The organism is Streptomyces sp. NPDC002788 (assembly GCF_053592115.1).
In genome coordinates this window covers 199,300-223,862 of the sequence record NZ_JBSFVB010000006.1, presented here as the reverse complement: position 1 = coordinate 223,862, position 24,563 = coordinate 199,300, and the positions used below count along the sequence as shown (strand labels likewise).

Sequence of the window (24,563 nt, the reverse complement as noted above, 5' to 3'; positions counted from 1 at the left end):
GAACTTACTCCAGAGTCAGGGGTGTTGACGGTGTCGTGATATCACCGGACTGTATTGGACATGCCGACAATCCGAGCACGTCTGCTGGTTGTCCTGACTGTCCTCTTCGGTTCCGTGTCGGTGGCCGGCGTCCCGCCGGCCACTGCCGCACCCCCTCCCGGCTCCCTCTGGTTCGACGATCCCACCGTCACCGTGCGGAACGGCCGCTTCACCGACTCCCACGGCCGCGAGATCGTGCTGCGCGGCTACAACGTCTCCGGCGAGACCAAGCTCGCGGAGAACAAGGGCCTGCCCTTCGCCTCGGTCACCGACGCCCGCAAGTCGGCGACCGCCCTGCGAGCCCTCGGCGGCGGCAACACCATCCGCTTCCTGCTCTCCTGGGCGTACGCCGAACCCGAGCGCGGCAAGGTGGACACCGCCTACCTGGCCGCCGCCACCGACCAGATGCGGGCCTTCCTCGACGCCGGCATCCGCGTCTACCCCGACTTCCACCAGGACCTCTACTCCCGGCACCTGTTCGAGGCCGACAGCTGGTACACCGGCGACGGCGCCCCCAAGTGGGCGGTGGACGCCGGGAACTACCCCGCCGAGTCCTGCGGCATCTGCCTCTTCTGGGGGCAGAACATCACCCAGAACGAGGCCGTGAAGCGTGCCTCGTACGACTTCTGGCACAACGCGCACGGCGTGCAGGACGCCTTCCTCGCCACCGCCGAGAAGACCATGACGTACGTCCGGCAGCACCTGAACACCGACCAGTTCAAGGGTGTCGTCGGCTTCGACCCCTACAACGAGCCGCACGCAGGCGTCTACGACTCGGGGCAGACCAGCCGCGCCTGGGAGAAGGACGTGCTGTGGCCGTTCTTCGAGAAGTTCCGGGCCCGTATGGACACGGCCGGCTGGCGCGACAAGCCCGCCTTCGTGGAACCGAACCTGTTCTGGAACGCCAACCTCGACTTCCAGAAGCAGGAGGGCGGCCTGCTCGACGCGGGCAAGCTCGGCCCGCGCTATGTGTTCAACACCCACTTCTACGACCAGAAGGCCATCTCCGGCGTCTTCATGTGGGGCAAGGCGGCCGACGGCCAGTACGCGGGTGACTTCCGCACGGTCCGTGACCGCGCGGCCGCCGCGCGGACGGCCGCTGTGGTCAGCGAATTCGGGCACCCGCTGGCGGGCAACGTCTCCGACAAGGCGCCGACCGTCCTCAAGGCGATGTACCAGGGCCTCGACTCCCGCCTGAAGGGCGCCGACTGGTGGTCCGACCCGGCGGCCTCGGGGCCGGTGCTCTCCGGTTCACAGTGGCAGTGGGACATCTACAACGGCCGCCACCGCGAGCTGATGAACGGCAACCCCGACAAGGTCCTCACCACCGGCGACGCCTGGAACGACGAGGACCTGTCCGCCGTACGCCTCGACGACTCCGGCAAGCCGGTGCTGCGCCAGGACGCCCGCCTCCTGGACCGCCTCTACCCGAGTGCCACGGCCGGTACGACCGTCGGCTTCACCTACGAGGACCGCTCCCGGGACGGTTCGGCGACGCTGACCTGGAACCCGGTGCCCAGCTCGCTGCCGAACGTGCAGCGACTGGTGGGGTCCGGGCAGTACGGGCTGCTGCTGTGGCGCTCGGACGGCGGTTCGGCGCCCACCGAACTGCACCTGCCGGCGAGCTTCCCGACCGGGTCCACCACGGTCGTCTCCGACCTGGGTACCGCCCACGCCCCGCCGGCGTACAGCTCGGCGACGCCCATCGGCGTGGCGCAGGAGCCCGGCGGCACGGGAAGCCGCCGCCTGCTGCTCACCGCGCCGGACTCGGGCGTCCTGCACTACGCGCTGGTGACCAACGGGGCGACGGCTCCCTCGGCGGATCTTCTCGCCGCGGCCCGCTCCGAACTCGCTGCGTGGGCCGGGAAGGAGGTCAGCCAGCGGTAGGGCTCGTCCAGTCGGCCGCGACATGGCCGAGCCGGACGCGCTGAGGGTGGTCACCGACCGGTACGGACACGACCTTCCTGCCCGTGGCGAAGTCGATGGCCGTGACCTGGTCGGTGCCGCTCTCGGAGACGACGCAAAACCTGCCGTCACCGCTGACCGTGGCCCAGTAGGGCTTGGAGGCGGTGACGAGCGGGCCCTCCTTCAGCGTGGCGCGGTCGACGACCGTCGCGTAGTCGTCCATGGTGCCCGCGACGCACAGCTTGCTGCCGTCCGGGCTCATCGAGATGCCGTGGTGGCGCGAGTCGTTGACGAACGTGGTGCGGTCGTCGCTGGTCGCGGGGTTCTCCGGCAGGGTCTTGGTACGGGTGATCTTCCCGGTGGGGATGTCGTACTCGAAGAAGCCGTTGAAGAACGACACCTGGAAGTACAGCTTGGACTCGTCCGGCGAGAACACGGCCGGCCGCACCGCGTCGGAGTGGTCCTCGAGGCCGAGCGCGTCCAGCTGCGGGCGCATGTCGATGACCTTGACCTGCTTGTACGTGGTCGCGTCCACGACCGTGATGCGCCGGTCGCCCTTCGTCCAGTCCAGCCACGGGGCGTCGGTCTGCGTGTTCACGTCGCCGATCGCCATGTTGTAGATGTACTTGCCGTCCTGGGTGAAGATGTTCTCGTGCGGCTTGTCGCCGGTGGCGAACCTGCCCAGCTCCTTGCCGGAGACGATGTCCAGCACGTGCACGGTGTTCGAGGTCGAGGCCGACACCGCGACCCGCTTGCCGTCGGGGGAGACCGCCATGTGGTCGGAGCGGTAACCGGACACGGGGAAGCGCCAGTTGATCCGTCCGGAGGCGAGGTCGATCGACACGACGTCGGCGAAGCTCGGCCGGGAGACGACCATCGACGTCCCGTCGGGTGTGGAGTACATGTCGTCGACGAACTGGTCGTGGCCCTCGCCGACGCTGTTGCGGATCGCCATGAAGTAGATCCACCTGATCGGATCGGCGTTGATCTGCGCCATCCGCTGGTCCTTGTCGGGGATGACGTCGATCCGGCCGATCTTCCCGAAGTCGCCGGTGGACCTGATGACATCGGCGGTGCCGTCCCAGTTGTTGCCCACGAACATCACCTCGCGCAGCGCGGCGGAGGAGCCGGTGGCGGCCGCGGTGGCGGCGGTCGCCGGAGCGGTGGCGGTCAGGGCGAGGGCGGCGGCTACGGAGCACAGATGCCGTCGTCGGAAAGCGGGCATGACTGCTCCCTCCTCTGCGGTGGGGCGAGCGTGATGATTAGGACATGCCAAACAGGTGCGTGGAATTTTGAACACGCGTGCTTTCAGAATGAACTTACTGCAAAGTAAGGAAGGGGCGGCCTTCTCCACAAGACCGCGTGCACGACAAAGTCAGTGATCGAACGACGAAGGGAGAGCCGGTGCCGGGCAGACTCAGGGCGCCGACCGGCCGCTACGGCGGAAAGACAGCCGAGGAACGGCAGGCCGAGCGGCGTCGGCGGTTCCTCGACGCCGCGCTCCAGATGTTCGGCGACGCCCCCGGCTTCCGCTCCACCACGGTCGCGGCGCTCAGCGAGGCCGCCGGGCTGTCCACGCGACAGTTCTACGAGGAGTTCCGCACCCTCGAGGACGTGCTCGCCGCGCTGCACCTCCAGGTCAACGGCTGGGCGGAGGCGGCGGTGCTGGAGGCGGCCGCGGGCGCGGCGGACCTGCCGCTCGTCGAGCGGGCGACCGCGATCTTCCGCGCCTACGCCGGGAACGTCGCCGCCGACCCGCGCCGGATCCGCATCACCTTCGTCGAGATCATCGGTGTCAGCCCGCGTCTGGAGGAGCAGCGGCTCGCCCGCCGGGCCGGCTGGGTCGACCTCATCCGCGCCGAGGCCGACGCGGCCGCCGCCCGAGGAGAGGCCGCACCCCGCGACTACCGCCTCGCGGCGACCGGCTTCATCGGCAGCGTCAACGGCCTGCTGCACGACTGGAGCGCCGGCTGGGTGGACGCGACACTCGACGAGGTCGTCGACGAACTGGTCCGCCAGCTGCTGGGGATCCTGTGGCCGCCGGGGTGGAAGCCGGAGCGCTGACAGCGGGGCCGTCACCCTCGGGTACGGCCACGCCCTGACCCGTGGGCCCCGGGGAAGGCCCGCCGGTAGTCGCCGGGCGACACCCCGAGGTGCTTGAGGAAGTGGTGACGCAGGTTGTTGGCCGTGCCCAGGCCGCTCAGTTCGCCGATTTTCTCGATCGGCAGGTCCGTCGACTCCAGCAAGGACCGGGCGCGCCCGAGCCGCTGGTCGAGGAGCCACTGAAGCGGAGTCGTCCCGGTGGCGGCCTGGAGACGGCGGTAGAACGTACGCGGGCTCATGGCGGCCCGCCGCGCCAGGTCGGCGACGGTCAGCGGCCGGTCGAGGTGGGCACTGGCCCACGCGAGGACGGCGGCCAGCCCCTCGTCGTCACTGGCGGGCACGGACAGTTCGATGAACTGCGCCTGCCCGCCCGGCCGGTGGGCCGGCACGACCATGCGGCGCGCCAGCTGGTTGGCGACGTGCGCACCGAGATCTCGCCGTACCAGGTGCAGGCACAGATCGAGGCCGGCGGTCAGCCCGGCGCTGGTGAGGACGTCACCGTCGTCCACATAGAGCACCGAAGCGTCCACCTCCACCTTCGGGTGGCGCTCGGCCAGTTGGGCGGTGTGCATCCAGTGGGCCGTCGCACGCCGCCCGTCCAGCAGCCCGGCCTCGGCGAGCGCGAAGGCGCCGGTGCACAGGGAGACCATGCGGGCCCCCGCGTCATGGGCGCGGCGCAGGGCGTCGATCAGCTCCCGCGGCAGCGGCCTGCCCTCCTCGACGCACGAGTCGGGCACCGACGGCACGACGACCGTGTCGGCACCGACCAGACCGTCCAGCCCGTAGGGCGTACGCAGACTCAGCCCGTGGCCGTGACCCTCCTCGGCCCCGACTGCGCACAGTCTCAGCTCGTACCAGGGGTCGGCCAGATCGGGCTGCGGCTTGCCGAACACGGTGCAGGGGATGCTCAGTTCGTACAGATCCCACGAGGGCACCCCGATCTCCCCGGTCACCACCACGGCCACAGAACCGGCACTCATGCCCGAAGCGTATGGCAGGAATTTGGTGGAGGGCGTCACTGCTGTCACTGTTCCCGATCTTCACGCCCTGCGAGCGTGGCCGTACGTGATCACACGGCACGTACGAACACCCCTGCACACGCGAGGAGTTGCAACATGACCGCAGCACGCCAGGCCGTCACCGTCCTCGGACTCGGCTCGATGGGCTCGGCGCTGGCCGCCGCGCTGCTGGACCGCGGCCACCCGACCACCGTCTGGAACCGGTCCCCGGACAAGGCCGCGCCCCTGGTCGAACGCGGCGCCCGCCAGGCCGCGTCCCCGCAGGAGGCGATCGCCGCCGCCCCGCTGATCATCGCCTGCGTCCTCGACCACGAGGCGCTGCACACCGTCCTCGCCCCGGCGGTCGACGTGCTCAAGGGCAGAACCCTGGTCAACCTCACCTCCGGCTCTCCCGAGCAGGCCCGGGAGGCCGTCCGGTGGGCCGACGCGCACGGGGCCGGCTGTCTCGACGGCGCCATCATGACCACCCCGCCCGGCGTGGGCGACCCCGCGATGATGTTCCTCTACAGCGGCTCCCAGCGGGTCTTCGACACCCACCACTCCACCCTGGCGGCCCTCGGCGACCCCCTGTACCTGGGCACCGACCCCGGCCTCGCCTCCCTCTACGACGCCGCGCTGCTCGGCCTGATGTGGTCCACGATGACCGGCTGGCTGCACGGCACCGCCCTGGTCGGCGCCGAGGGAACGGCCGCCACCGCCTTCACCCCCGTCGCGACGCGCTGGCTGACGGCCGTGGCGGGCTTCCTCACCACCTACGCCTCCCAGGTGGACGCCGGCCGCTACCCGGGCGACGACGCCACCGTCGACGTGCAGATCGCGGCCATCGGCCACCTGATCCACGCGGCGCAGGCCCGGGGTGTCGACAACGCCCTGCCCGAGCTGCTGAGGACCGCCATGGAGAAGGCCAGCGCCGCGGGCCATGGAACGGACAGCTACGCCAGCCTGATCGAGGTGCTGCGGAACCCGGCACAGGCCGAGGACTGACAGCGGTCAGACCGCCGCTCGCACCACGGGGTCCGTCACCTCAGCGCCGGTCACGGCCCGGCCCTGACCGGGCCCGTCAGCGCTGCTCCTCCTCGTCCCAGGCCTGGACCAGGGTCTGCTCGGCGATCTTGCCGCCGCGCAACGAGAGCATGGACTCGGACAGGACGCGCACTCCGTCCGCGTACTCGCAGCTCTCGCTGTAGGCGGCCTCGTCGCCCTGGATGACGCAGTGCTCCAGCTTGTGCGACATGTCGCGGCTGTAGACGTCCTCCAGCATCCGGCCGATCTCGTCGCGGCCGTGCAGGACCTTGGGGTGGCTGGGCTGGGTCGTGCGGTCGACGATGCGCATCTCGGCGTCGTCGGCGTAGAGGGACAGCAGGATGTCCGGGGTGTTGCCTTCCAAGCCCCGGCGCAGGGTCTCCCGGTCGAAGGCGGGGTCTGCCGCGGTTCCCATGATGACCTCCTTCGAAGGGCCGCGACCCGGTCGGAGGCGGGCCGCGAGGGACCTCTCCCTCCCGAGCCTCCTCCCGCCCGGCGGCCTCGGCAAGCGCAGGGGGACGCCGGGCCCGACGGGTGAGCGAGGCCGCACGCCCATGTCCACCGGGGGACCCGCTCGCGTGCGAGAGGCATGATCCCAACGGACTGGTTCGGCGGCGATCTGCTGGTGCTGACGCCGTACCGGCGTGGTGAGGAGCCGATGCCGCTGCCGGACCGGGTCAACACGACCTGTGGTCGCCGCCGTTGGTCTCGCCGGGGGGCACCGGGCACGCCGCGGCGATGGCGAACGCGGCCGACGCGGAAGCCAGGAGCCCGCTCAGCCCGACGGCCATGCTCGCTCGCTCACCGTGGGCGACATCCCCGCCGAGCACAAGGACGAGATCCCGCGGCCCCGCTCGCGGCTGGCCGGGCTCAACCGCCTGAACGACCTCGACCAGCTGAACCAGGTCGTAGACCTGGTCTCCCCGGTCTTCGGATTCGTCCGAACGTCCGCCGACGGCTGCGTGCGCGTGAGGGCCGCCCGGATCCGGGCGGCCCTCACGCCCGCCCGGGCTCAGTCCGCCGCGGCCAGGAACTGCGTCGCCGCCAGCTCCGCGTAGAGCGGGTCGGCCGTCACCAGCTCGCGGTGGGTGCCGACGGCCCGGACCCGGCCCGCGTCCATCACCACGATCCGGTCGGCCATCGTCACCGTCGACAGCCGGTGCGCCACCACGAGGACCGTGGTCGTCCGGGCCACGTCCGCGACGGTGTCGCGCAGCGCCGCCTCGTTCACCGCGTCGAGCTGCGAGGTCGCCTCGTCGAGCAGCAGCAGCCGGGGACGGCGCAGCAGCGCGCGGGCGATGGCGACACGCTGCCGCTCACCGCCGGACAGCTTGGTGCCCCGGTGCCCGACGAGCGTGCCGAGACCGTCCGGCAGCCGGGCGACCAGACCGTCCAGGCGGGTCGTCTTCAGCACCCGCGTGAGGGCGTCGTCGTCCGCGTCCGGATTGCCCAGCAGCAGGTTGTCCCGCAGCGAGCCCGACAGGACGGGCGCGTCCTGCTCCACATAGCCGATCGCGGCGCGCAACTGGGGCAGCTCCCAGTCGTTCAGGTCCCGCCCGTCGAGCGTGATCACGCCGGATTCGGGGTCGTAGAACCGCTCGATCAGCGAGAAGACGGTGGTCTTACCGGCGCCGGACGGACCCACGAACGCCGTCATGCCCTGCGCGGGCACGGCGAACGTCACGCCGTGGTGGACGTACGGCAGGTCGTCGGCGTAGCGGAAACGGACGTCCTCGAAGGCCAGCGCGGCCGGTTCGGCGCCGGGGGAGGGCAGGGGCGCGGTCACGGCGGCCGGTTCCGCGGGCAGGCGCAGCGCCTCCTGGATGCGGGTGAGGGCCGCGGCGCCCGTCTGGTACTGGGTGATGGCGCCGACGACCTGCTGTATCGGTGACATCAGGTAGAAGACGTACAGCAGGAACGCCACCAGCGTGCCCACGTCGACCACGCCGGTCGCGACGCGCGCGCCGCCCACCGCGAGCACCGTGATGAACGCGATCTGCATGGCCAGCCCCGCCGTGTTGCCCGCGGCCGCCGACCACTTGGCGGCCCGCACGCTCTGCCGCCACGACTCCTGCGCCGCCTCGTGCAGCGTGTGCTCCTCCCGCTGCTCGGCACCGGACGCCTTCACGGTGCGCAGAGCGCCGAGGATCCGCTCCAGCGAGGCACCCATGACACCCACCGCGTCCTGCGCCTGCCGACTCGCCTTGTTGATGCGCGGCACGATCACCCCGAGGACCACGCCGGCGCCCAGGATCACCGCCAGGGTGACGCCCAGCAGCACGGCATCCACCAGGCCCATCATCACCACCGTCGCGACGAGTGTGAGCCCGCCCGTGCCGAGGCCGACCAGCGAGTCGGTGGTGACCGCGCGCAGCAGGGTGGTGTCGGAGGTGATGCGGGCCATCAGGTCGCCGGGTTCGCTGCGGTCCACGGCCGTGATCCGCAGCCGCAGCAGGTACGACGACAGGGCGCGCCGCGCGCCCAGCACCACCGACTCGGCGGTGCGCTGCAGCACGTACGAACCCAGCGCGCCCACCGCCGCGTTGGTCACGACCAGGGCCGACATCGCCAGCAGCGCGCCGGTGATGGCCCTCTCGTGCGACAGATCGTCGATCAGGCGCTGCGCCACCAGCGGCAGCAGCAGTCCGGTCGCCCCGGTGACCAGCGAGAGCAGCGCACCGGCGAACAGGGACCAGCGGTGCGGCCGTACGTATCCGAGGAGCTGCCGCCACGCGGGCGTGCCGGACTCGGTCTCTGCGATGCTCACGTCGCTCCTTCGGCGTCGGGCGGAGCGTTCAGGCTACGGCGGTGCCGCCCCGCGCGGCCCGCCGGTTTCGCGGCGGACTCGCTGGTCGGAGCTGGCCGATCCGCGCCCCTTGCCGATCAGTCACGCGTAGGGTCGGAAGGGAACGGACCCGGCCGACGAAGGAGTCAGCACCATGGCGCAGGAAGTACGCGGTGTGATCGCCCCCGGTAAGGACGAGCCGGTGCGGATCGAGACCATCGTGGTGCCCGACCCCGGCCCGGGTGAGGCGGTCGTGCGCGTCCAGGCCTGCGGGGTGTGCCACACCGACCTGCACTACAAGCAGGGCGGCATCAACGACGACTTCCCGTTCCTGCTCGGCCATGAGGCCGCGGGCGTGGTCGAGGCGGTCGGCGACGGTGTCACCGACGTCGAGCCCGGTGACTTCGTGATCCTCAACTGGCGTGCTGTGTGCGGGAAGTGCCGGGCGTGTCTGCGCGGGCGGCCCTGGTACTGCTTCGACACCCACAACGCCGGGCAGAAGATGACCCTCACCGACGGCACCGAGCTGTCCCCGGCCCTCGGCATCGGCGCCTTCGCCGAGAAGACCCTGGTCGCGGCCGGGCAGTGCACCAAGGTCGACCCGGGTGTCACCCCGCAGGTGGCCGGACTGCTGGGCTGCGGTGTGATGGCCGGCATCGGTGCCGCGATCAACACCGGCAACGTCGGCCGGGGCGACTCGGTCGCCGTCATCGGCTGCGGCGGGGTCGGCGACGCTGCCATCGCCGGATCGCACCTGGCCGGAGCGGCGACGATCATCGCCGTCGACATCGACGACCGCAAACTGGAGACCGCCCGGGCGATGGGGGCCACCCACACCGTCGACTCGCGCGAGACCGACCCCGTCGAGGCGATCCGCGAACTCACCGGCGGCTTCGGCGCCGACGTCGTCATCGAGGCCGTCGGCCGCCCGGAGACCTACCGGCAGGCCTTCTACGCCCGCGACCTCGCCGGCACGGTCGTCCTGGTGGGCGTCCCCACGCCGGAGATGAAGCTCGAACTGCCCCTGCTCGACGTCTTCGGCCGCGGCGGAGCGCTGAAGTCGAGCTGGTACGGCGACTGCCTGCCCTCCCGCGACTTCCCCATGCTGATCGATCTGCATCTGCAGGGGCGCCTGGACCTCGGGGCGTTCGTCACCGAGACCATCCGGCTCGACGAAGTGGAGAAGGCGTTCGAACGGATGCACCACGGCGACGTGCTGCGCTCGGTGGCGGTGCTGTGATGACCGCCCGCGTCGAACACCTCGTCACCTCCGGCCGGTTCAGCCTCGACGGCGGCGCCTGGGACGTCGACAACAACGTGTGGATCGTCGGCGACGACCACGAGGCGATCGTCATCGACGCCGCCCACGACGCCGACGCCATCGCCGAGGCCGTAGGCGACCGTCGGCTGACGGCGATCGTGTGCACGCACGCCCACAACGACCACATCGACGCCGCCCCCGCCCTCGCCGAGCGCACCGGCGCCACCATCTGGCTGCACCACGACGACCTGCCGCTGTGGCAGCGGACCCACCCGGACCGCGAGCCCGACGCCTGGTTGGTCGACGGCCAGGTCATCGAGGCCGGCGGCGCCGACCTGCGGGTCCTGCACACCCCTGGGCACGCGCCCGGCGCGGTCTGCCTGTACGACCCGGGGCTCGGCACCGTCTTCACCGGCGACACCCTCTTCCAGGGCGGCCCGGGCGCCACCGGCCGGTCCTTCTCGCACTTCCCGACGATCATCGACTCGATCCGCTACCGGCTGCTCACCCTGCCGCCCGAGACGACGGTCCGCACCGGCCACGGGGACTCCACCACCATCGGCGCGGAGGCCCCGCACCTGCAGGAGTGGATCGCCCGGGGGCACTGACCGCGGGCCCCCCGGAAAAGGCGACAGAAGATGTCCGGCTTACCCGTCACGCTGAGAGCGGCAAGCAGTCGAGGACACGGGAGGCCGGACATGTCAGCTCCGTTGCAGGGCAAGGTCGCACTGGTCGCCGGGGCGACCCGGGGCGCCGGACGGGGGATCGCGGTGGAACTCGGCGCGGCCGGCGCCACGGTTTACGTCACCGGCCGCAGCACCCGCGCCGGCCGCTCGGAGTACGACCGTCCGGAGACCATCGAGGACACCGCCGACCTGGTCACCGAGGCCGGCGGGCGGGGCGTCGCCGTACCCACCGACCACCTCGACCCGGCGCAGGTCCGCGCCCTCGTCGACCGCATCGCGGACGAGCAGGGCCGCCTCGACGTCCTCGTCAACGACATCTGGGGCGGAGAGAAGCTCTTCGAGTGGGACACCCCGCTCTGGGAGCACGACCTCGACAACGGCCTGCACCTGCTCCGGCTCGCCGTCGAGACGCACGCCGTCACCAGCCACCACGCCCTGCCCCTGCTGCTGCGCAACCCCGGCGGCCTGGTCGTCGAGGTCACCGACGGCACTGCCGACTACAACGGCGCGAACTACCGCAACAGCTTCTTCTACGACCTCGCCAAGACGTCCGTCCTGCGCATGGCCTTCGCCCTCGGCCACGAACTCGGCCCGCGCGGCGCCACCGCCGTCGCCCTCACCCCGGGCTGGATGCGTTCGGAGATCATGCTGGACGCCTTCGAGGTGCGCGAGGAGAACTGGCGCGACGCCCTGGAACGCGTCCCCCACTTCGCCATCTCGGAGACGCCGCGCTACGTGGGCAGGGCGGTGGCCGCGCTCGCCACCGACCCGGACGTGACGCGCTGGAACGGCCGATCCCTCTCCAGCGGCGGCCTCGCCCAGATCTACGGCTTCACCGACCTCGACGGCAGCCGCCCGGACGCCTGGCGCTACCTCGTCGAGGTCCAGGACGCGGACAAACCGGCGGACACCACCGGGTACCGGTGACACGGACGACCCTCACGGATTTCGAACGTCCATGACGGCACGTTATGGATGGATATGCCCATCCGCTTCCGGTGGGAATTGTCACTGTTCCGTTCCAGCGCGTCGGACAGTACAACCGGAACCCCCGTACGCCCGTCTAGCTTGCAGACATCGCAGACCCACTTCCGCGAAAGGGCTGACCAGCCATGGGGGACGTAGGCAGACGGAGTGCCGTCGCACTCGGGATCACCGGCCTGGTGGCGCCACTCACGCTCGCGCTCGGCGCCACGCCGGCCGCCGCCGCGAGCTGCACCACGCAGACCGGCCCGTACCAGAAGCAGGTGGAGAACTTCCTCGGCCGTCCGGTCGACGGCAAGCAGTCGGCCGCAGACTGCAAGGCGATCCGCGCCTTCCAGACCAAGCACGGCATCTCCCCGAACATCGGCTACGCCGGGCCCGTCACCTGGGGAGTGATGGACCTGATGCAGAAGCAGAAGGCCGTCGGGAACAACCCCAACAAGGACGGCAAGTGCCCGGTGAACAAGGGCCGGATCGCCTGCGTGAACCTGACCCTCCAGCTGAGCTGGATCCAGGACGGCAAGAAGCTCGTCCACGGCCCCGTCCCGGTCCGCACCGGCCGCAACGGGTACGAGACCCGCACCGGCCTGAAGAAGATCTACTGGCGCAACATCGACCACGTCTCGTCCATCTACGACGTGCCGATGCCCTACGCCCAGTTCTTCGACGGCGGCCAGGCCTTCCACTCGGTCGGCGTGAGCATGTGGAACCCGCCGGGCTCGCACGGCTGCGTCAACATGACCAAGACCGACGCCAAGAAGTACTGGTCGCTGCTGAAGAAGAACGACGACGTCTTCGTGTACGGCCGCAAGCCGGGCACCTGATCCAGGCACCCGGCTCGCGCAGAGCCCCTACGGGCCCCTACAGGGGCGCGTCCCCGAAGTCCGGGATCTCCAGCCGCACCCCACCCTGCCGCGCCGACTCGTGCGCGATGATGCCCGGCAGGGTGTAGCGGGCGGCCACCCACGCGTTCACCGACGGCAGCGTGCGCGTGTTGACGGCGGTCACGAAGTCGTCCACCAGGAAGTGATGGCTGCCCTCGTGGCCGTTGTGGAGGTTGTCGAACTCCCTGGGCAGCCGCGCACGGTCGTGCACGGGAGCCGACCCGGAGGTGAAGGCCGCCCGCAGCTCCGGCGCGATGTGCTGGAGCGACGGGTCGTCGGGCGACATGGTGGGCTTGGGCTCCAGCAGTTCGCTGATGTCCTTCACCCCCTTCTTGTCCTGCCAGAGGGCGACCGTGGCGAGCTGCTCCATGCTGGCCTCGGTGCCGAAGAAGCGGAAACGCGACTCCCGTATGTGCGAGGGGTAGCCGACCCGCCGGAACTCGTTCGTACGGAACGAGCCGCCGCCCGCCACCTCGAACAGCGCGGTGGCGTTGGAGAAGTCGTTGCCGAACTGGCTGACCTCCTTGTCGAAGACCCCGTCGCCCCGGTCGTCGACGACACCGATCGCCGACACGCTGACCGCGTGGGTCTTCCAGGCGCCCAGCACCCCGCCGACCGCGTGCGTCGGGTACAGCAGCGGGGGATAGCTGGCGGTGGCCTTCCAGTTCTCGCCGCCGCTGTACTGGTAGGCCTCGTAGAACCCCAGGTCCATGTCGTGGACGTAGTCGCCCTCGGCGTAGAACAGCCGCCCGAAGGCGCCCTCGGCGATCTGGTTGCGGGCGTGGACCGTCGCCGGGTTGTACTCGCTGGTCTCGCCCATCATGTACGTCAGCCCGGTGGCCTTGACCGCGTCGATGATCGCCGCGATCTCCTCCGTGCTGATCGCCATGGGGACCGCGGAGTACACGTGCTTGCCGGCGCCCAGACCCTGGAGCACCAGCGGCCCGTGCGTCCACCGCTGCGTGAAGATCGCGACGGCGTCGACGTCCTCCGATTCCAGCATGGCCTGGTACGACGGGAAGGTGCCCGCCAGCCCTTGGGCTGCGGCGAGTTGCTCGGCCCTCTCGGGCAGCAGATCGGTGACGTAGACGTCGCTGACGCCGGGATGGGCCTGGAACAGCGTGGCGAACTGTCCCGAGAACTGTCCGGCGCCGACGATGCCGATGGAGAACGTCATGTGAGGGGTGTCCTTCACTGGTCGGGGGATCACTGCGAGAGGATCAGGTTGATCTGTTCGTTGGTCGCGTCGAGGCTGCTGACCGGCTTTCCGTTGCCGTAGATGTCCTCCATCGCGGGCGACATCAGCGCCGTCATGTCCGCCGAGTAGCTGGCGATCGGGTACGAGAACGTCCGGAAGTTCTTCTTGTCGGCCACGGGTTGGGTGAACGCCGAGACGTCGATGCCCTTCTTCCGGTACGCGGCGACGGCGGCCTCGGTCCCGGCCTTCGTCGCGGGGAAGACGACGCCGTAACCGCCGACGACCTTCTGGCACTTGTCCGAGGCCAGATACGCCACCCACTTCTTGGCGCCCTCCTTGTTCTTGGAGGCCTTGGTGACGGAGTCGGCGAGGCCGTTCATCATGGTGGCGCGCTTGCCGGTCGGGCCGACCGGCGTCAGGGCGGTCTTGATGTCCCGGCCCTTGAAGCCCGCGTACGACGAGATCATCCAGGCCCCGTCGAACGCGGTGGCGGCCTTGCCCGCCGCGACCTGCGTGTTCGCCTGGTTGGACTGGACGTTGTAGTCGGACAGCGGCGGCATGTAGCCCTTCTTCGCCAGGCCGAAGTACCACTTGATGACCGACTGGAAGGTCTTGCTGTCGTACTGGTACTTCGTGCCCCAGCGCGGCTTGTCCAGGTAGCTCCACCCGGCGGAGGCGGCGAAGTTGCTCCACTGGGTCTGGCCGTCGCCGAAGCCGCCGCCGTTGGTGGCCAGGCCGTACACCTTCACGTTGTTCTTGTCGAAGCCCGGCTCGTCGCCCCGCTTGCCGTTCCTGTCGATCGTGAGGTGGGCGATGGCCTTCTCGAAGGTGCCGCCGTCCTTCGGGTTCCAGGAGAGGCTGTTGAGCTGCTCGGCGGTGAGGCCGGCCTCCTTCGTCATCTTCTGGTTGTAGAAGAGCGCGACGGTGTCCCAGTCCTTGGGGGCGCCGTACCGGTGGCCGTCCTTGCCGATCCAGTTGGCGGCGAGGCCCGGCTGGTAGTCGGAGTCCTTGATGCCGAGGTCGTCGAGCGGTTCGAGGACCTTCAGGTCGGCGAACTGGCCGAAGTTCTGGATGTGGTCGGTGAAGACGTCCGGCTGGGTGCCCGCGATGAATCCGGCGGTGAGTTTCGTCCAGTAGTCGGACCAGCCCAACTGCGTGATCCTCACCTTCAGTCCGGGGTTCTCCCTCTCGAACCCCTTCGCGCAGGCCTGGTAGGCGGGCAGCTGGTTGGCGTCCCACAGCCAGTAGGTGACGGTGTTCGCGGACGATCCGGCGGCGCCTCCCTGCGCGCATCCGCTGACCAGGGACAGCGCCAGCGCTCCGGTCGCCGCCACAAGCGTACGAATTCGCATCACAGTCCCCTTACTTGATCCCGGTGAAGCCGATGGAGCTGACGATGCGGCGGGCGAAGCAGGCGAACAGCACCAGCATCGGCAGTGCGGAGATGAGCGTCGCCGCCATGAGCCCGGACCAGTCGACGCCGGTCGCCGGGGTCTGCGCCCGGAAGATCGCCAGCGCCACGGTCAGCACGCGGGAGCTGTCGCTGTAGGACACCATCAGCGGCCAGAAGTAGTCGTTCCAGGAGGTGATGTACGTCAGCACGCCCAGTGTGACGAGCGGCGTGGACGCCATCGGCAGCACCACCCGGAAGAAGATCTTGACCTTCCCGGCACCGTCGAGCAGCGCGGCCTCCTCGACCTCCCGCGGGATGTTCATGAAGAACTGCCGCAAAAAGAACACCGCGAAGGGGGTCATGAACATGGTGGGCAGTGCGATGCCGAGGAGCGTGTCCACCAGGTGCAGTTGCTTGATGAGCACGAAGTTCGGCAGCAGCGTGAAGATGGCCGGCACCATCATCCCGGCCAGGAACAGGCCGAACATCTTGTCCCGTCCGCGCCAGCGCAACCGTGAGAAGGCGTACGCGGCCATCGCGGAGAAGAAGATCTGACAACCGGTGATCAGGGTCGAGACCAGCACCGAGTTGAGCAGGTACCGCCAGAAGTCGAGCCCGCCGCCGGCGCCGCCCTGCGCGATCGCCTCCTCGGCCGACTGCAGGCCCAGCGCCCGTTCGAAGCCGCTGGTGGTGAGGTCCACCGGGAGGGGGTTGGTGGGGTCGGCGCTCAGGCCCGCGTTGGTGGAGAGCGCGGTGCGCAGGATCCAGTAGAACGGCAGCAGGGTGATGAGCACGATCAGGCCCATCGCGGTCCAGGCGGCGACCCGCCCGAAGGGGAACCCGCGCCGCACCGGTCCCGCGGTCGTCGTTGTCGTCACGGCAGCCATGCCGGTGTCTCCCTTCCGTCAGCCGAGGTCGGTCCGGCCGGCCCGGGTGAGCCGGTACTGGAGGACGGTGATCGCGCTCAGCACCACCAGCAGTGCGACGGACATCGCCGAGGCGTAGCCGAACTGGAAGCGGCCGAAGGCCGAGCCGTAGATGTAGTACTGGAGGACGTTGGTGGCGTTCGCGGGGCCGCCCGCGGTGGTCACGGCCACGGTGTCGAACACCTGGAACGACCCGATCACCGTCATGATCAGCACGACCGCGAGCACCGGCCGCAGCAGCGGCATGGTGATCCGCCAGAACATCCGCCACTCGCTCGCGCCGTCCACCCGGGCCGCCTCGTACATGTCGTTCGGGATCGCCTGGAGTCCTGCGAACAACAGCAGGGCGGTGTACCCGACGTGCCGCCACACGTTGATGAGCGCGATGGTCGGGATCGCCCAGGTCTCGTCGGCGAGGAACGGGATGCGGTCCGCGCCCACGGCGGTGATGATCTCGTTGCCGATGCCGAGCTGCGTGTCGAGGATCCAGAGCCAGACGAGTCCGGCGACGACGTTCGACATCAGGTACGGCGTGAGCACGATGCCGCGCATCACCGCCGACTGCGTCAGCCTCTGGAGCAGGACAGCGATGGCGAGCGCCGCGACCGTCTGGACGCCGATGTTGATGACGACGTACTCGACGGTGACCTTCAGGGAGTCCCAGAAGATGGGGTCGTTGACCATGCGGACGTAGTTGTCCAGGCCCACCCACTCCGCCGGGGTCAGCAGGTTGTAGCGGGTGAAGCTCAGATAGATGCCCCGCAGCGTCGGCCACAGCAGGAAGACCACGAAGCCGAGCAGCGCCGGCGCGATGAAGACCGCGGCAAGTCGTCCGTCCCCTCCGTTCTCGCCCGCATCGGTCCGGCGTGTGCTGGCTGTGCTGCGTTCCTTCGTGGCGCCGCCCGCGGGCAGACGCGACGGAGGGCTGCTGGAGGCGATGGTCATCGGGAGACTCCCTCGCATGCGGCGGCTCGTCCTCTGGCGGGACTTACTTTTGGCGCGAAACAATTGCTACGTCAAGAGGCAGGCAAACATCTTTTCGCAGGAGCCGTCGCGGCCGTAGTGTGGTCATGTTGGTTTCGGAGCGAAATAAATGGGTGAGGGGAGTCGGACCTTCATGACCGAAGGCACCGCCGGCTGGCTGCCGCTGAGCCCGGGAGAGCGCTCGGTGGCGATCGAGGTGCTCGTGCACGGCCCGCTGTCGCGCACCGATCTCGCCCGCAGGCTGGGTCTGTCGGCCGGGAGCGTCACGCGGCTGACCAAGCCGCTGATCGAGTCGGGCCTGCTCGTGGAGGTGGTCGAGGCGGGCGGGCCGGCGGAGACGCGCCAGGGCCGCCCCTCGCAGCCGCTGGACGTCGTCGCCGACTCCGGCTTCTTCCTCGGCTTCAAGATCACCGAAGATTCGGTCTACGGCGTCGTCACCACCCTGCGCAGCCACATCGTCGCCCGCCACGACCGCCCGCTCACCACCCACGAGCCCGCCGAGGTCGCCGACGTGCTCGCCGCGATGACCGCCGAGCTGGCCGCGGGCCACCCCGGCCTCGCCGGCATCGGCATCGGGGTGGGTGGCTTCGTACAGGACCGTGCCGTGGTCGGCGAGTCGCCCTTCCTGCTGTGGCGGGACGTGCCGCTGGCCGACCTCGTCCGGGAGCGGACCGGGCTGCCGGTGTTCGTCGAGAACGACGTCGCCGCCCTCGTCGAGGCGGAGACCTGGTTCGGCGCCGGACGCGGCCTGGAGCGCTTCGTCGTCCTCACCATCGGTGCAGGACTCGGCTACGGGCTCGTCCTGGGCGGTGAGCGGGTGCCCTTCGCGGAGGAGGACCGCGGCTTCGGCCGGCACTGGATCGTGGACCGCAACGGCCCGCTCACGCCCGACGGCCGGCGCGGCAGCGCGGTCTCGCTGTTGACCATCCCCAGCATCCGCTACCAGGTCCAGGCCGCCACCGGCCGAGACCGGACCTACGAGGAGATCCTCGCGCTCGCCGCCGAGGGGGACCCGATGCCCGCCCGGGTCGTCGACGAGGCCGCACGCGCCCTCGGTACGCTCCTCGCCCAGATCTCCAACTTCGTGATGCCGCAGAAGATCCTGCTCGCGGGTGAGGGGGTCGGGCTGATGGACGTGGCGGGCGAGACGGTCGAGGAGACCGTCCGCGACCACCGGCACCCGCTTGCCGCACCCGTCGACCTCGAGACCAAGGTCTCCGATTTCCACGACTGGGCCCGCGGTGCGGCCGTGTTGGCCATCAAGGTGCTGGTGCTGGGATCGGCCGAAGTGTGAAGCGTGGGGAACTCGGGGCCGGAAAAGGGCACTCGCAGGCGGATGATGTGAACAGCCTCACGTTTACCGGGAGATGGACGTGATCAGTAACACTGTCTAAAATGACCGTTTAGCTCATGATTACTCACATCGCCTTCACTTCAGGCGACGTATGCTTCACAGCATGTCCACCACTGTTGAATCCTCTTCCGAGCGATCGGCTGACGAGGTCAACGAGGAGATCCGGGCCCTGTGGCGCCGGTCGGGCGGGACACTGAGCGTCGAGCAGCGCGAGGAGTACCAGCGGCTCGTCCTGGAGTGGGCCGCCGCGGCCCCGCAGCCGGCGCCGGCGGCCTGACCGTCGCCCGGTTCCGTTGACACACCGGGCCCTCGCCTGACGCATCGGCCCCTCGCCCCGGGGCACCCCTGATCCGACGGGGGCCCTTCTCGCCCTTTCCTCGGCCGTCGTCCACGGCATCGTCGACTTCACCGGCGGCCCGCCGTCTTGACGCGTCCCGCCAGTGCCGGCGTCGCCGTGCAGTAGCTCGCCCTCCGCCAGGCCGGTGCAGTAGTGACTGTGGCCCGTCGCCGCGTGGCCGGGTCGCCGCTGCCCTCGTCCTCCTGCCGGACGCGGCACGGCAAGCCCGCCGACTGAGGCTGCCACCGGTCCGCGGCCTGCGGGCCGTCCTCGCCCGGGCCGGCGCGGCCCTCGGCCTCGCGCCGTATCTGCTCGCAGAGCCGCGGCAGTTGCCGGCCGTCGCCGTCGTCCTCGCCTCCCTCTACCCCGCCCTGCCCGTCATCCTCGGACTCGCCTTCCTGTACGAGCGGGTCAGCAGACCTCAGTGCCGGGGCTGCCGGGGGCGGCGGCCGCCACGGTGCTGCTCACGCTCGGACGAGGAGCGCACACCCCGTCGGGGCGTCATCCCCAAGTCGCCGAGTAGTACTGCCGATACGCCTTGCGGTCCTGTTCCGCCCGGATCCACCGGGTCGCCACCAGGGCGACGAGGCTGCCCGCGATGACCAGCAGGCCGGGCCCCACGTTGCGCGGGTCGGTGAGACGGGTCAGCAGCGTCGACACATCCTCGCCCGTCACCGGCGCCGACGAACCGGGGGAGGCGGCACCCTGCGACGCCGGCGCCGACGGCGCGGGTGCGGCGCCGGTGCCACCGGCCTGCTTGGCCACGATCAGCTTGACCCCCAGTTCGGTCAGCGCCTTAGTCACCGGCTGGAAGAACGTCGTACCGCCCGCCGCGCAGTCCCCGCTGCCGCCCGACGTCACGCCGAGCGCGACACCGTCGGCGAACATCGGGCCGCCGCTGTCACCGGGTTCGGCGCACACGTTCGTCTCGATGAGCCCGGTGACCGTGCCCTCGGGGTAGTTGACCGTCACGTCGAGGGCGGTCACCTCTCCCTCGCGCAGCCCGCTGGTGCTGCCGCTGCGGAAGATCTTCTGCCCGACCTCCGGATCGGCCACGCCCGTGATGCGCACACCCTTGCCGTCGCCCACCGCCACGATGTCCGCGCCCTTGCCCGCGCGGCCGCTGTCGTACTGCACCAGGGAGTAGTCGTCGCCCGGGAAGCTCCCCTTGAGCGAGGAGCCGACCTGTTCCCGGCCCCGCTCGTCGGCGAACCAGACGGAACCGTCGGGCCCGCAGTGCCCGGCTGTGAGGATGAAGTCGCTCTTCCCGTCCGTCACGTTGAACCCTGCCGAACAGCGCCCGGCCGTCGACAGGATCGGCTGTGCGCCGTTGATCCGCGTCGTGAAGGTGCCCTCGGTGCGCTCCATGCGCACGAAACCGCCGATACCGTCCGCGACTTCGGTCAGCCGGGCCCAGTCGGAGGCGGAGACGGTGCTGTCGCCCCGTACCACCACCTCGTTGCTCTTGTAGTCCAGCGCCCACGACGTCCCGGCCACGCGGGGTGCCGAACGCAGCGCGGCCGTGGCGGACTTGAGGTCGCTCATGCTGTGGCGGACCATCTTCGCCTGCGCGCCGGCGCGCTTCACCTCGGCGGCCGCCCTCTCGTCGGTGACCGCGACGACCGGCCGCCCGGCCGGGTCGACCCAACTGCCCGCCGTACGGGAGGCGCCGAGCCGGGACACGAGGCCGGTGCCCTCACCGGTGGCCGGCGGAGCGGTGTACGGGACGCCGATGGCCGGGCCGGGGGGCTCGCTCGCCACGGCGCTCGTGACCATCGCTCCTCCGAGGAGGAGTCCGCCGACGGCCGCCAGCCGTGTCACTCGCCGGACGACCCGTCGTCGTGCGTGCCTCATGCATGGCTCCCGAACCCGAACATCACGGTGCGAACACCGCCGGGCACTCTCGGAGTCGAGCGCCCTCCCTCCATACGGGGCGGAGCCGTGCCGCGTTCAGCGCGCGGGTGATCTCTTCGGGAGGTGAGCGCCGGGTCCCCGGCCCGTTCAGCCCGTCGGAGGCGACCTCGCGCCCACCGTGCCGTGGGTCGCGACCACGGGGACCCAGAACGGGTCCGCTGCCCCTACCCGTCCTCCGGACACCCGTTCACCGCACAGCCCCCTATCGTGTTGCTCATGACCAGGATCTCGCACGAGACGTCCGGTGAACCGAATCCCCTGGAAGCCCTCACGCTGGAAACGCTCAAGCGCCGCACGAGCATCAAGTGGCGTACCTACCCCGATGACGTGCTGCCGGTGTGGGTGGCCGAGATGGACGTGCCGCTCGCCGAGCCCGTCGTTCGTGCCGTCACCGGCGCGATGGAACTCGGTGACACCGGCTACCCCGCCGGCACCGCGTACGCCGAGGCACTGGCCGCCTTCGCCGCCAAGCGCTGGAACTGGGACGGGCTCGCCGTGGAGCGCACCTCGATCGTGCCCGACGTCATGCTGGGCGTCGTGGAGATGCTCAAGCTGGTCACCGGGTACGGGGACGCGGTGGTCGTGAACCCGCCGGTGTACCCGCCGTTCCACCACTTCGTCGCCCACATGGACCGACGGGTGGTGCAGGCCCCGCTCGGACCGGAGGGACGCATCGACCTCGGCGTCCTCGAGGAGACCTTCCGGCAGGTCGCCGCGCACGGGCGGCGGGCCGCCTACCTGCTGTGCAGCCCCCACAACCCGACCGGCACCGTGCACACGGCCGAGGAACTGTCCGCCGTCGCCGCGCTCGCCGAGCGGTACGGCGTCCGGGTCGTCGCCGACGAGATCCACGCGCCGCTCGTGGTCGACGACGCGCGGTTCGTGCCGTACCTGAGCGTGCCGGGCGCCGAGCGCGGCCTGTCCCTGATGTCGGCCTCGAAGGCGTGGAACCTCGCCGGGCTCAAGGCCGCCCTCTCCATCGCCGGGCCCGAAGCCGCCGCCGACCTGGCCCGCATGCCCGAGGAGGTCGGACACGGCCCGAGCCACGTCGGCATCCTCGCCCACACCGCCGCCCTGCGCGACGGCGACGCCTGGCTGGACGCCCTGCTGGCCGGGCTCGACACCAACCGGCGGCTGCTCGCCGACCTGCTGGCCGAGCATCTGCCCGCGATCCGCTACCGCCCGGGCGACGCCACCTACCTCGCCTGGCTCGACTGCCGCGCCCTCGGCCTCGGCGACGACCCGGCGGAGGTCTTCCTGCGCCGCGGCCGCGTCGCCCTCACCTCCGGTCCGCCCTTCGGCACCGGCGGAGCCGGCCACGCCCGCCTCAACCTGGCGGCCTCACCCGAGGTGATCAGGGAGGCGGTGCGCAGGATGGCGGCGGCGTCGGCCTGAGCCCTGCTGCGCGCCGCGCGGGTCAGGCTCGTACACTGCCCGCCATGGACGACAGGGCGCTGGACGATCCGGGTGCGGGCAAGTACCTGCTGATCACCAGTTACCGCAGGAACGGTACGCCGGTCGCCACCCCCGTATGGGTGGTGCGCGACGGCGACGCGCTCGGCGTCTGGACGCCCGCCGACTCCTGGAAGGTGAAGCGGATCCGCGACCGCGCCGACGTCCTGGTCGGCCCCTGCGACCTGCGCGGCAACCCCACCGGCGACCAGGTCCCGGCCACCGCGGAGATCTGCGACGCGGCCACCACCGCCCGTTACCGGAAGCTCATCGCCCGCAAGTACGGGCTCACGGGCCGGCTCACGCTGTTCTTCAGTCGGCTGCGGCGGGGTCCGGACGGCACCGTGGGCATCCGCGTGACCCTCTGAGACGACGACTTCAGCAAGCGCTTGCGGCTCCAGGGGCGTGGACATCCCGTTTCCAGGAAAGGCCACCTGCCATGAGCCGAGATCCCGCCCTGCGCGCAGCCGTCGTCGGCACCGGCCACCGGGCCCGGTTGTTCACCCGCGGCCTCGCCGAACGCCCCGGACATCTCGTGGCGGCGCTGTGCGACCCCAGCCCGACCCGGATGGCCTTCCACAACCGCCTGCTGGCCGAGACCGGCGCACCGGCCGCCACCACCTGGGAGCCCGAACGCTTCCCCGACCTGCTCGCGGAGGAGGGGATCGACGAGGTCGTCGTCACCACCGTCGACGCCGAGCACGACCGCTACATCGTCCCGGCCCTGAAGGCGGGCTGCCGGGTCGTCACCGAGAAGCCGATGACCGTCGACGCCGAGCGCTGCGCCCGCATCCTGGACACCGTCCGGGAGACCGGCAACTCCCTGACCGTCGCCTTCAACTACCGCTTCAACCCCGTTCACGAGAAGGTCCGCGCCCTGCTCGCCGACGGTGCGATCGGCGAGGTGCTGTCGGTCCACTTCGAGTGGCTGCTCGACGTACGGCACGGTGCCGACTACTTCCGCCGCTGGCACCGCGAGAAGCGCAGCAGCGGCGGCCTGATGGTGCACAAGTCCTCGCACCACTTCGACCTGGTCAACTGGTGGCTCGCCGACGAGCCCCGGGAGGCCTTCGGCTACGGGCGGCTCGGCTTCTACGGCCGCGAGGCGGGGGAGCGGCACGGACTGCGCCGGGACTACGAGCGCGCCCACGGAGCCGACCGGGCCGCCGGTGATCCCTTCGCCTTGGACCTCGCGGCCGACGACACCCTGCGCGCCCTCTACCTCGACGCCGAGCGGGACGACGGCTACCTGCGCGACCGGAACGTCTTCGACGGTCCCATCACCATCGAGGACGACATGTCCGTCCTCGTACGCTACGCGCGCGGCGCGACGATGACGTACCACCTGACCGCCTACTCCCCGTGGGAGGGCTACCGGGTGATGTTCAACGGCAGCGGGGGCCGGCTGGAGCTGGAGGTCGAGGAGAGCCGCTGGCAGCCGGCCCTGACCGGGACCACCTCGGCGGCCGGCGCGGTGCACGGCGACACGGCGTCCGCGCACGCGGGTGGCGCCCGCCTCACCCTGCGTCCGCTGTGGCAGCCCCCGGTGGACGTGCCGCTCACGGTCGCCCACGAGGCCCACGGCGGCGGCGACCCGCGCATGCTGGACGCGCTGTTCGGCCCCGCCGAGCCAGGCCGGCCCGCGGGCCTCGCGGCGGCTACCCACCCGACGGCCACCGAGCGCGACGGAGCGCTGGCCCTGGCCGTGGGCCTGGCGGCCAACCGGAGCTTCGAAACCGGACGGCCCGTGCGCACAGGCGAGCTGTTCCCCGGGTGAGCGGAGGTCAGCTCCAGGCCCGGAACGGCTCGTCCAGCAGCTGGAAGACCGGCTCGCCCCGGACCGGGTCCTTGACGGTGGACAGCCGCACCCGGTCCCCGCTGTGGATGCCGATGGGCGGGCCCATCACCCGGCCGCGCACCACGAAGCCCTCGGACATCTCGACCAGGGAGACATTGCGTGCCGCGGGTGTGTTGCGGTGCACGACCGTGGAGTGGCGGACCGTGCCCGTGCCCTCGGCGCGCTCCGTGCGCAGCTCGCTGCCCCGGCAGACCGGACACAGCAGGCGGTGGTACATGGCGGTGCCGCACCAGGCGCAGCGCTGGAAGAGGATGGCGTCCGTGTCCTGGCCCCTGGGGGCGAGGAGACCCGTCGCGGAGGCGGCTGTCTGCTGAGCGACGCTTCCTGAGTGGTGGTACACGCTGTCAACTCCCTGCACTCGCCCGGAATCCGTGTGCGGGGGCGCCCGCGCACACGTGTGCCCGGCTCGCCGTGCCACCGTGCACGCAGCACAGAGTATGGCACTCAGTGCCACCCGT

The 24,563-nt window shown here is 70.7% G+C and carries 23 protein-coding genes; 13 read left to right on the top strand and 10 right to left on the bottom strand.

Annotated features, from left to right (window positions below):
• The first annotated feature begins 60 nt into the window (after positions 1–60).
• Entirely contained in the window at positions 61–1,926 is a 1,866-nt protein-coding gene (locus ACWD1U_RS14035) for a cellulase family glycosylhydrolase (protein WP_451107335.1), read from the top strand.
• Here ACWD1U_RS14035 and ACWD1U_RS14030 read toward each other — a convergent pair.
• Complete coding sequence (locus ACWD1U_RS14030) at positions 1,913–3,169, bottom strand: YncE family protein (RefSeq protein ID WP_451107333.1); 1,257 nt, start codon at positions 3,167–3,169, stop codon at positions 1,913–1,915. The two genes, ACWD1U_RS14035 and ACWD1U_RS14030, sit on opposite strands and share 14 nt — an antisense overlap.
• Positions 3,170–3,348: 179 nt before the next feature.
• Between ACWD1U_RS14030 and ACWD1U_RS14025 the strand changes: the two genes are divergently transcribed.
• Entirely contained in the window at positions 3,349–4,008 is a 660-nt protein-coding gene (locus tag ACWD1U_RS14025) for a TetR/AcrR family transcriptional regulator (protein WP_451107332.1), read from the top strand.
• An 11-nt stretch (positions 4,009–4,019) separates the two neighbouring features.
• On the opposite strand, the gene ACWD1U_RS14020 is transcribed toward ACWD1U_RS14025, so the two are convergent.
• Positions 4,020–5,006, bottom strand: a complete 987-nt coding sequence (locus ACWD1U_RS14020) for a GlxA family transcriptional regulator (protein ID WP_451107537.1) — start codon at positions 5,004–5,006, stop codon at positions 4,020–4,022.
• Positions 5,007–5,162: 156 nt separating this feature from the next.
• On the opposite strand from ACWD1U_RS14020, the gene ACWD1U_RS14015 reads away from it, so the two are divergent.
• Entirely contained in the window at positions 5,163–6,050 is an 888-nt protein-coding gene (locus ACWD1U_RS14015; protein ID WP_451107330.1) for an NAD(P)-dependent oxidoreductase, read from the top strand.
• A gap of 76 nt (positions 6,051–6,126) precedes the next feature.
• On the opposite strand, the gene ACWD1U_RS14010 is transcribed toward ACWD1U_RS14015, so the two are convergent.
• Positions 6,127–6,504, bottom strand: a complete 378-nt coding sequence (locus ACWD1U_RS14010) for a nuclear transport factor 2 family protein (protein WP_451107328.1) — start codon at positions 6,502–6,504, stop codon at positions 6,127–6,129.
• 391 nt (positions 6,505–6,895) lie between these two features.
• On the opposite strand from ACWD1U_RS14010, the gene ACWD1U_RS14005 reads away from it, so the two are divergent.
• Positions 6,896–7,147: a hypothetical protein gene (locus tag ACWD1U_RS14005; protein WP_451107327.1), complete on the top strand. Its 252-nt coding sequence runs from the start codon at positions 6,896–6,898 to the stop codon at positions 7,145–7,147.
• Here the strand turns inward: ACWD1U_RS14005 and ACWD1U_RS14000 are convergent.
• The gene (locus ACWD1U_RS14000; RefSeq protein ID WP_451107325.1) at positions 7,102–8,856 is read right to left on the bottom strand and encodes an ABC transporter ATP-binding protein; all 1,755 of its coding nucleotides are present in this window, start codon (positions 8,854–8,856) and stop codon (positions 7,102–7,104) included. The two genes, ACWD1U_RS14005 and ACWD1U_RS14000, sit on opposite strands and share 46 nt — an antisense overlap.
• A 172-nt stretch (positions 8,857–9,028) precedes the next feature.
• Here ACWD1U_RS14000 and ACWD1U_RS13995 point away from each other — a divergent pair, with 172 nt between their 5' ends.
• The 4 genes from ACWD1U_RS13995 (at position 9,029) to ACWD1U_RS13980 (ending at position 12,629) form a co-directional block, all read left to right on the top strand.
• Positions 9,029–10,114 carry an S-(hydroxymethyl)mycothiol dehydrogenase gene (locus tag ACWD1U_RS13995; RefSeq protein ID WP_451107323.1) on the top strand — a complete coding sequence of 362 codons (1,086 nt, stop codon included), beginning with the start codon at positions 9,029–9,031 and terminating at the stop codon, positions 10,112–10,114.
• A complete protein-coding gene (locus ACWD1U_RS13990; protein WP_451107322.1) occupies positions 10,114–10,743 on the top strand; it encodes an MBL fold metallo-hydrolase in 630 nt (209 codons plus the stop codon). Before ACWD1U_RS13995 ends, ACWD1U_RS13990 begins: the two co-directional genes overlap by 1 nt.
• Before the next feature lie 90 nt (positions 10,744–10,833).
• Complete coding sequence (locus ACWD1U_RS13985) at positions 10,834–11,748, top strand: SDR family oxidoreductase (RefSeq protein ID WP_451107320.1); 915 nt, start codon at positions 10,834–10,836, stop codon at positions 11,746–11,748.
• Positions 11,749–11,933: 185 nt separating this feature from the next.
• Complete coding sequence (locus tag ACWD1U_RS13980) at positions 11,934–12,629, top strand: L,D-transpeptidase family protein (protein WP_451107318.1); 696 nt, start codon at positions 11,934–11,936, stop codon at positions 12,627–12,629.
• 37 nt (positions 12,630–12,666) lie between these two features.
• On the opposite strand, the gene ACWD1U_RS13975 is transcribed toward ACWD1U_RS13980, so the two are convergent.
• From ACWD1U_RS13975 to ACWD1U_RS13960, 4 genes are read right to left on the bottom strand one after another with little or no spacing between them, the layout of a single operon-like run.
• Entirely contained in the window at positions 12,667–13,866 is a 1,200-nt protein-coding gene (locus tag ACWD1U_RS13975) for a Gfo/Idh/MocA family protein (protein ID WP_451107317.1), read from the bottom strand.
• Between the two features lie 29 nt (positions 13,867–13,895).
• A complete protein-coding gene (locus ACWD1U_RS13970; RefSeq protein WP_451107316.1) occupies positions 13,896–15,239 on the bottom strand; it encodes an ABC transporter substrate-binding protein in 1,344 nt (447 codons plus the stop codon).
• Positions 15,240–15,249: 10 nt separating this feature from the next.
• The gene (locus ACWD1U_RS13965) at positions 15,250–16,167 is read right to left on the bottom strand and encodes a carbohydrate ABC transporter permease (RefSeq protein WP_451107314.1); all 918 of its coding nucleotides are present in this window, start codon (positions 16,165–16,167) and stop codon (positions 15,250–15,252) included.
• 18 nt (positions 16,168–16,185) lie between these two features.
• The gene (locus ACWD1U_RS13960) at positions 16,186–17,151 is read right to left on the bottom strand and encodes a carbohydrate ABC transporter permease (RefSeq protein WP_451107312.1); all 966 of its coding nucleotides are present in this window, start codon (positions 17,149–17,151) and stop codon (positions 16,186–16,188) included.
• Between the two features lie 172 nt (positions 17,152–17,323).
• Here ACWD1U_RS13960 and ACWD1U_RS13955 point away from each other — a divergent pair, with 172 nt between their 5' ends.
• Both ACWD1U_RS13955 and ACWD1U_RS13950 read left to right on the top strand, forming a co-directional pair.
• Positions 17,324–18,484, top strand: coding sequence for an ROK family transcriptional regulator (locus ACWD1U_RS13955; protein ID WP_451107310.1), 1,161 nt, complete (start codon positions 17,324–17,326; stop codon positions 18,482–18,484).
• A gap of 151 nt (positions 18,485–18,635) precedes the next feature.
• A complete protein-coding gene (locus ACWD1U_RS13950) occupies positions 18,636–18,821 on the top strand; it encodes a hypothetical protein (protein WP_161361580.1) in 186 nt (61 codons plus the stop codon).
• 561 nt (positions 18,822–19,382) lie between these two features.
• Here ACWD1U_RS13950 and ACWD1U_RS13945 read toward each other — a convergent pair.
• Positions 19,383–20,735 carry a S1 family peptidase gene (locus ACWD1U_RS13945; protein WP_451107308.1) on the bottom strand — a complete coding sequence of 451 codons (1,353 nt, stop codon included), beginning with the start codon at positions 20,733–20,735 and terminating at the stop codon, positions 19,383–19,385.
• A 276-nt stretch (positions 20,736–21,011) separates the two neighbouring features.
• Here ACWD1U_RS13945 and ACWD1U_RS13940 point away from each other — a divergent pair, with 276 nt between their 5' ends.
• The 3 genes from ACWD1U_RS13940 to ACWD1U_RS13930 all read left to right on the top strand — a co-directional run bounded on the left by ACWD1U_RS13940 (position 21,012) and on the right by ACWD1U_RS13930 (position 24,024).
• Positions 21,012–22,190, top strand: a complete 1,179-nt coding sequence (locus ACWD1U_RS13940; protein ID WP_451107306.1) for a MalY/PatB family protein — start codon at positions 21,012–21,014, stop codon at positions 22,188–22,190.
• Positions 22,191–22,234: 44 nt separating this feature from the next.
• On the top strand, positions 22,235–22,615 hold the full coding sequence (locus ACWD1U_RS13935; protein WP_451107305.1) for a PPOX class F420-dependent oxidoreductase: 381 nt from the start codon (positions 22,235–22,237) through the stop codon (positions 22,613–22,615).
• A gap of 71 nt (positions 22,616–22,686) precedes the next feature.
• Complete coding sequence (locus tag ACWD1U_RS13930; protein ID WP_451107303.1) at positions 22,687–24,024, top strand: Gfo/Idh/MocA family protein; 1,338 nt, start codon at positions 22,687–22,689, stop codon at positions 24,022–24,024.
• A 7-nt stretch (positions 24,025–24,031) separates the two neighbouring features.
• On the opposite strand, the gene ACWD1U_RS13925 is transcribed toward ACWD1U_RS13930, so the two are convergent.
• Positions 24,032–24,445, bottom strand: coding sequence for a Zn-ribbon domain-containing OB-fold protein (locus ACWD1U_RS13925; RefSeq protein WP_451107302.1), 414 nt, complete (start codon positions 24,443–24,445; stop codon positions 24,032–24,034).
• Positions 24,446–24,563 lie beyond the last annotated feature (118 nt).

Coding starts and splice junctions, on each gene's coding strand:
- ACWD1U_RS14035 (WP_451107335.1), top strand. CDS start 61: ATGCCGACAATCCGAGCACGTCTGCTGGTTGTCCTGACTGTCCTCTTC.
- ACWD1U_RS14030 (WP_451107333.1), bottom strand. CDS start 3,169: ATGCCCGCTTTCCGACGACGGCATCTGTGCTCCGTAGCCGCCGCCCTC.
- ACWD1U_RS14015 (WP_451107330.1), top strand. CDS start 5,163: ATGACCGCAGCACGCCAGGCCGTCACCGTCCTCGGACTCGGCTCGATG.
- ACWD1U_RS14010 (WP_451107328.1), bottom strand. CDS start 6,504: ATGGGAACCGCGGCAGACCCCGCCTTCGACCGGGAGACCCTGCGCCGG.
- ACWD1U_RS13995 (WP_451107323.1), top strand. CDS start 9,029: ATGGCGCAGGAAGTACGCGGTGTGATCGCCCCCGGTAAGGACGAGCCG.
- ACWD1U_RS13990 (WP_451107322.1), top strand. CDS start 10,114: ATGACCGCCCGCGTCGAACACCTCGTCACCTCCGGCCGGTTCAGCCTC.
- ACWD1U_RS13985 (WP_451107320.1), top strand. CDS start 10,834: ATGTCAGCTCCGTTGCAGGGCAAGGTCGCACTGGTCGCCGGGGCGACC.
- ACWD1U_RS13980 (WP_451107318.1), top strand. CDS start 11,934: ATGGGGGACGTAGGCAGACGGAGTGCCGTCGCACTCGGGATCACCGGC.
- ACWD1U_RS13975 (WP_451107317.1), bottom strand. CDS start 13,866: ATGACGTTCTCCATCGGCATCGTCGGCGCCGGACAGTTCTCGGGACAG.
- ACWD1U_RS13970 (WP_451107316.1), bottom strand. CDS start 15,239: ATGCGAATTCGTACGCTTGTGGCGGCGACCGGAGCGCTGGCGCTGTCC.
- ACWD1U_RS13965 (WP_451107314.1), bottom strand. CDS start 16,167: ATGGCTGCCGTGACGACAACGACGACCGCGGGACCGGTGCGGCGCGGG.
- ACWD1U_RS13960 (WP_451107312.1), bottom strand. CDS start 17,151: ATGACCATCGCCTCCAGCAGCCCTCCGTCGCGTCTGCCCGCGGGCGGC.
- ACWD1U_RS13955 (WP_451107310.1), top strand. CDS start 17,324: ATGACCGAAGGCACCGCCGGCTGGCTGCCGCTGAGCCCGGGAGAGCGC.
- ACWD1U_RS13950 (WP_161361580.1), top strand. CDS start 18,636: ATGCTTCACAGCATGTCCACCACTGTTGAATCCTCTTCCGAGCGATCG.
- ACWD1U_RS13945 (WP_451107308.1), bottom strand. CDS start 20,735: ATGAGGCACGCACGACGACGGGTCGTCCGGCGAGTGACACGGCTGGCG.
- ACWD1U_RS13940 (WP_451107306.1), top strand. CDS start 21,012: ATGACCAGGATCTCGCACGAGACGTCCGGTGAACCGAATCCCCTGGAA.
- ACWD1U_RS13935 (WP_451107305.1), top strand. CDS start 22,235: ATGGACGACAGGGCGCTGGACGATCCGGGTGCGGGCAAGTACCTGCTG.
- ACWD1U_RS13930 (WP_451107303.1), top strand. CDS start 22,687: ATGAGCCGAGATCCCGCCCTGCGCGCAGCCGTCGTCGGCACCGGCCAC.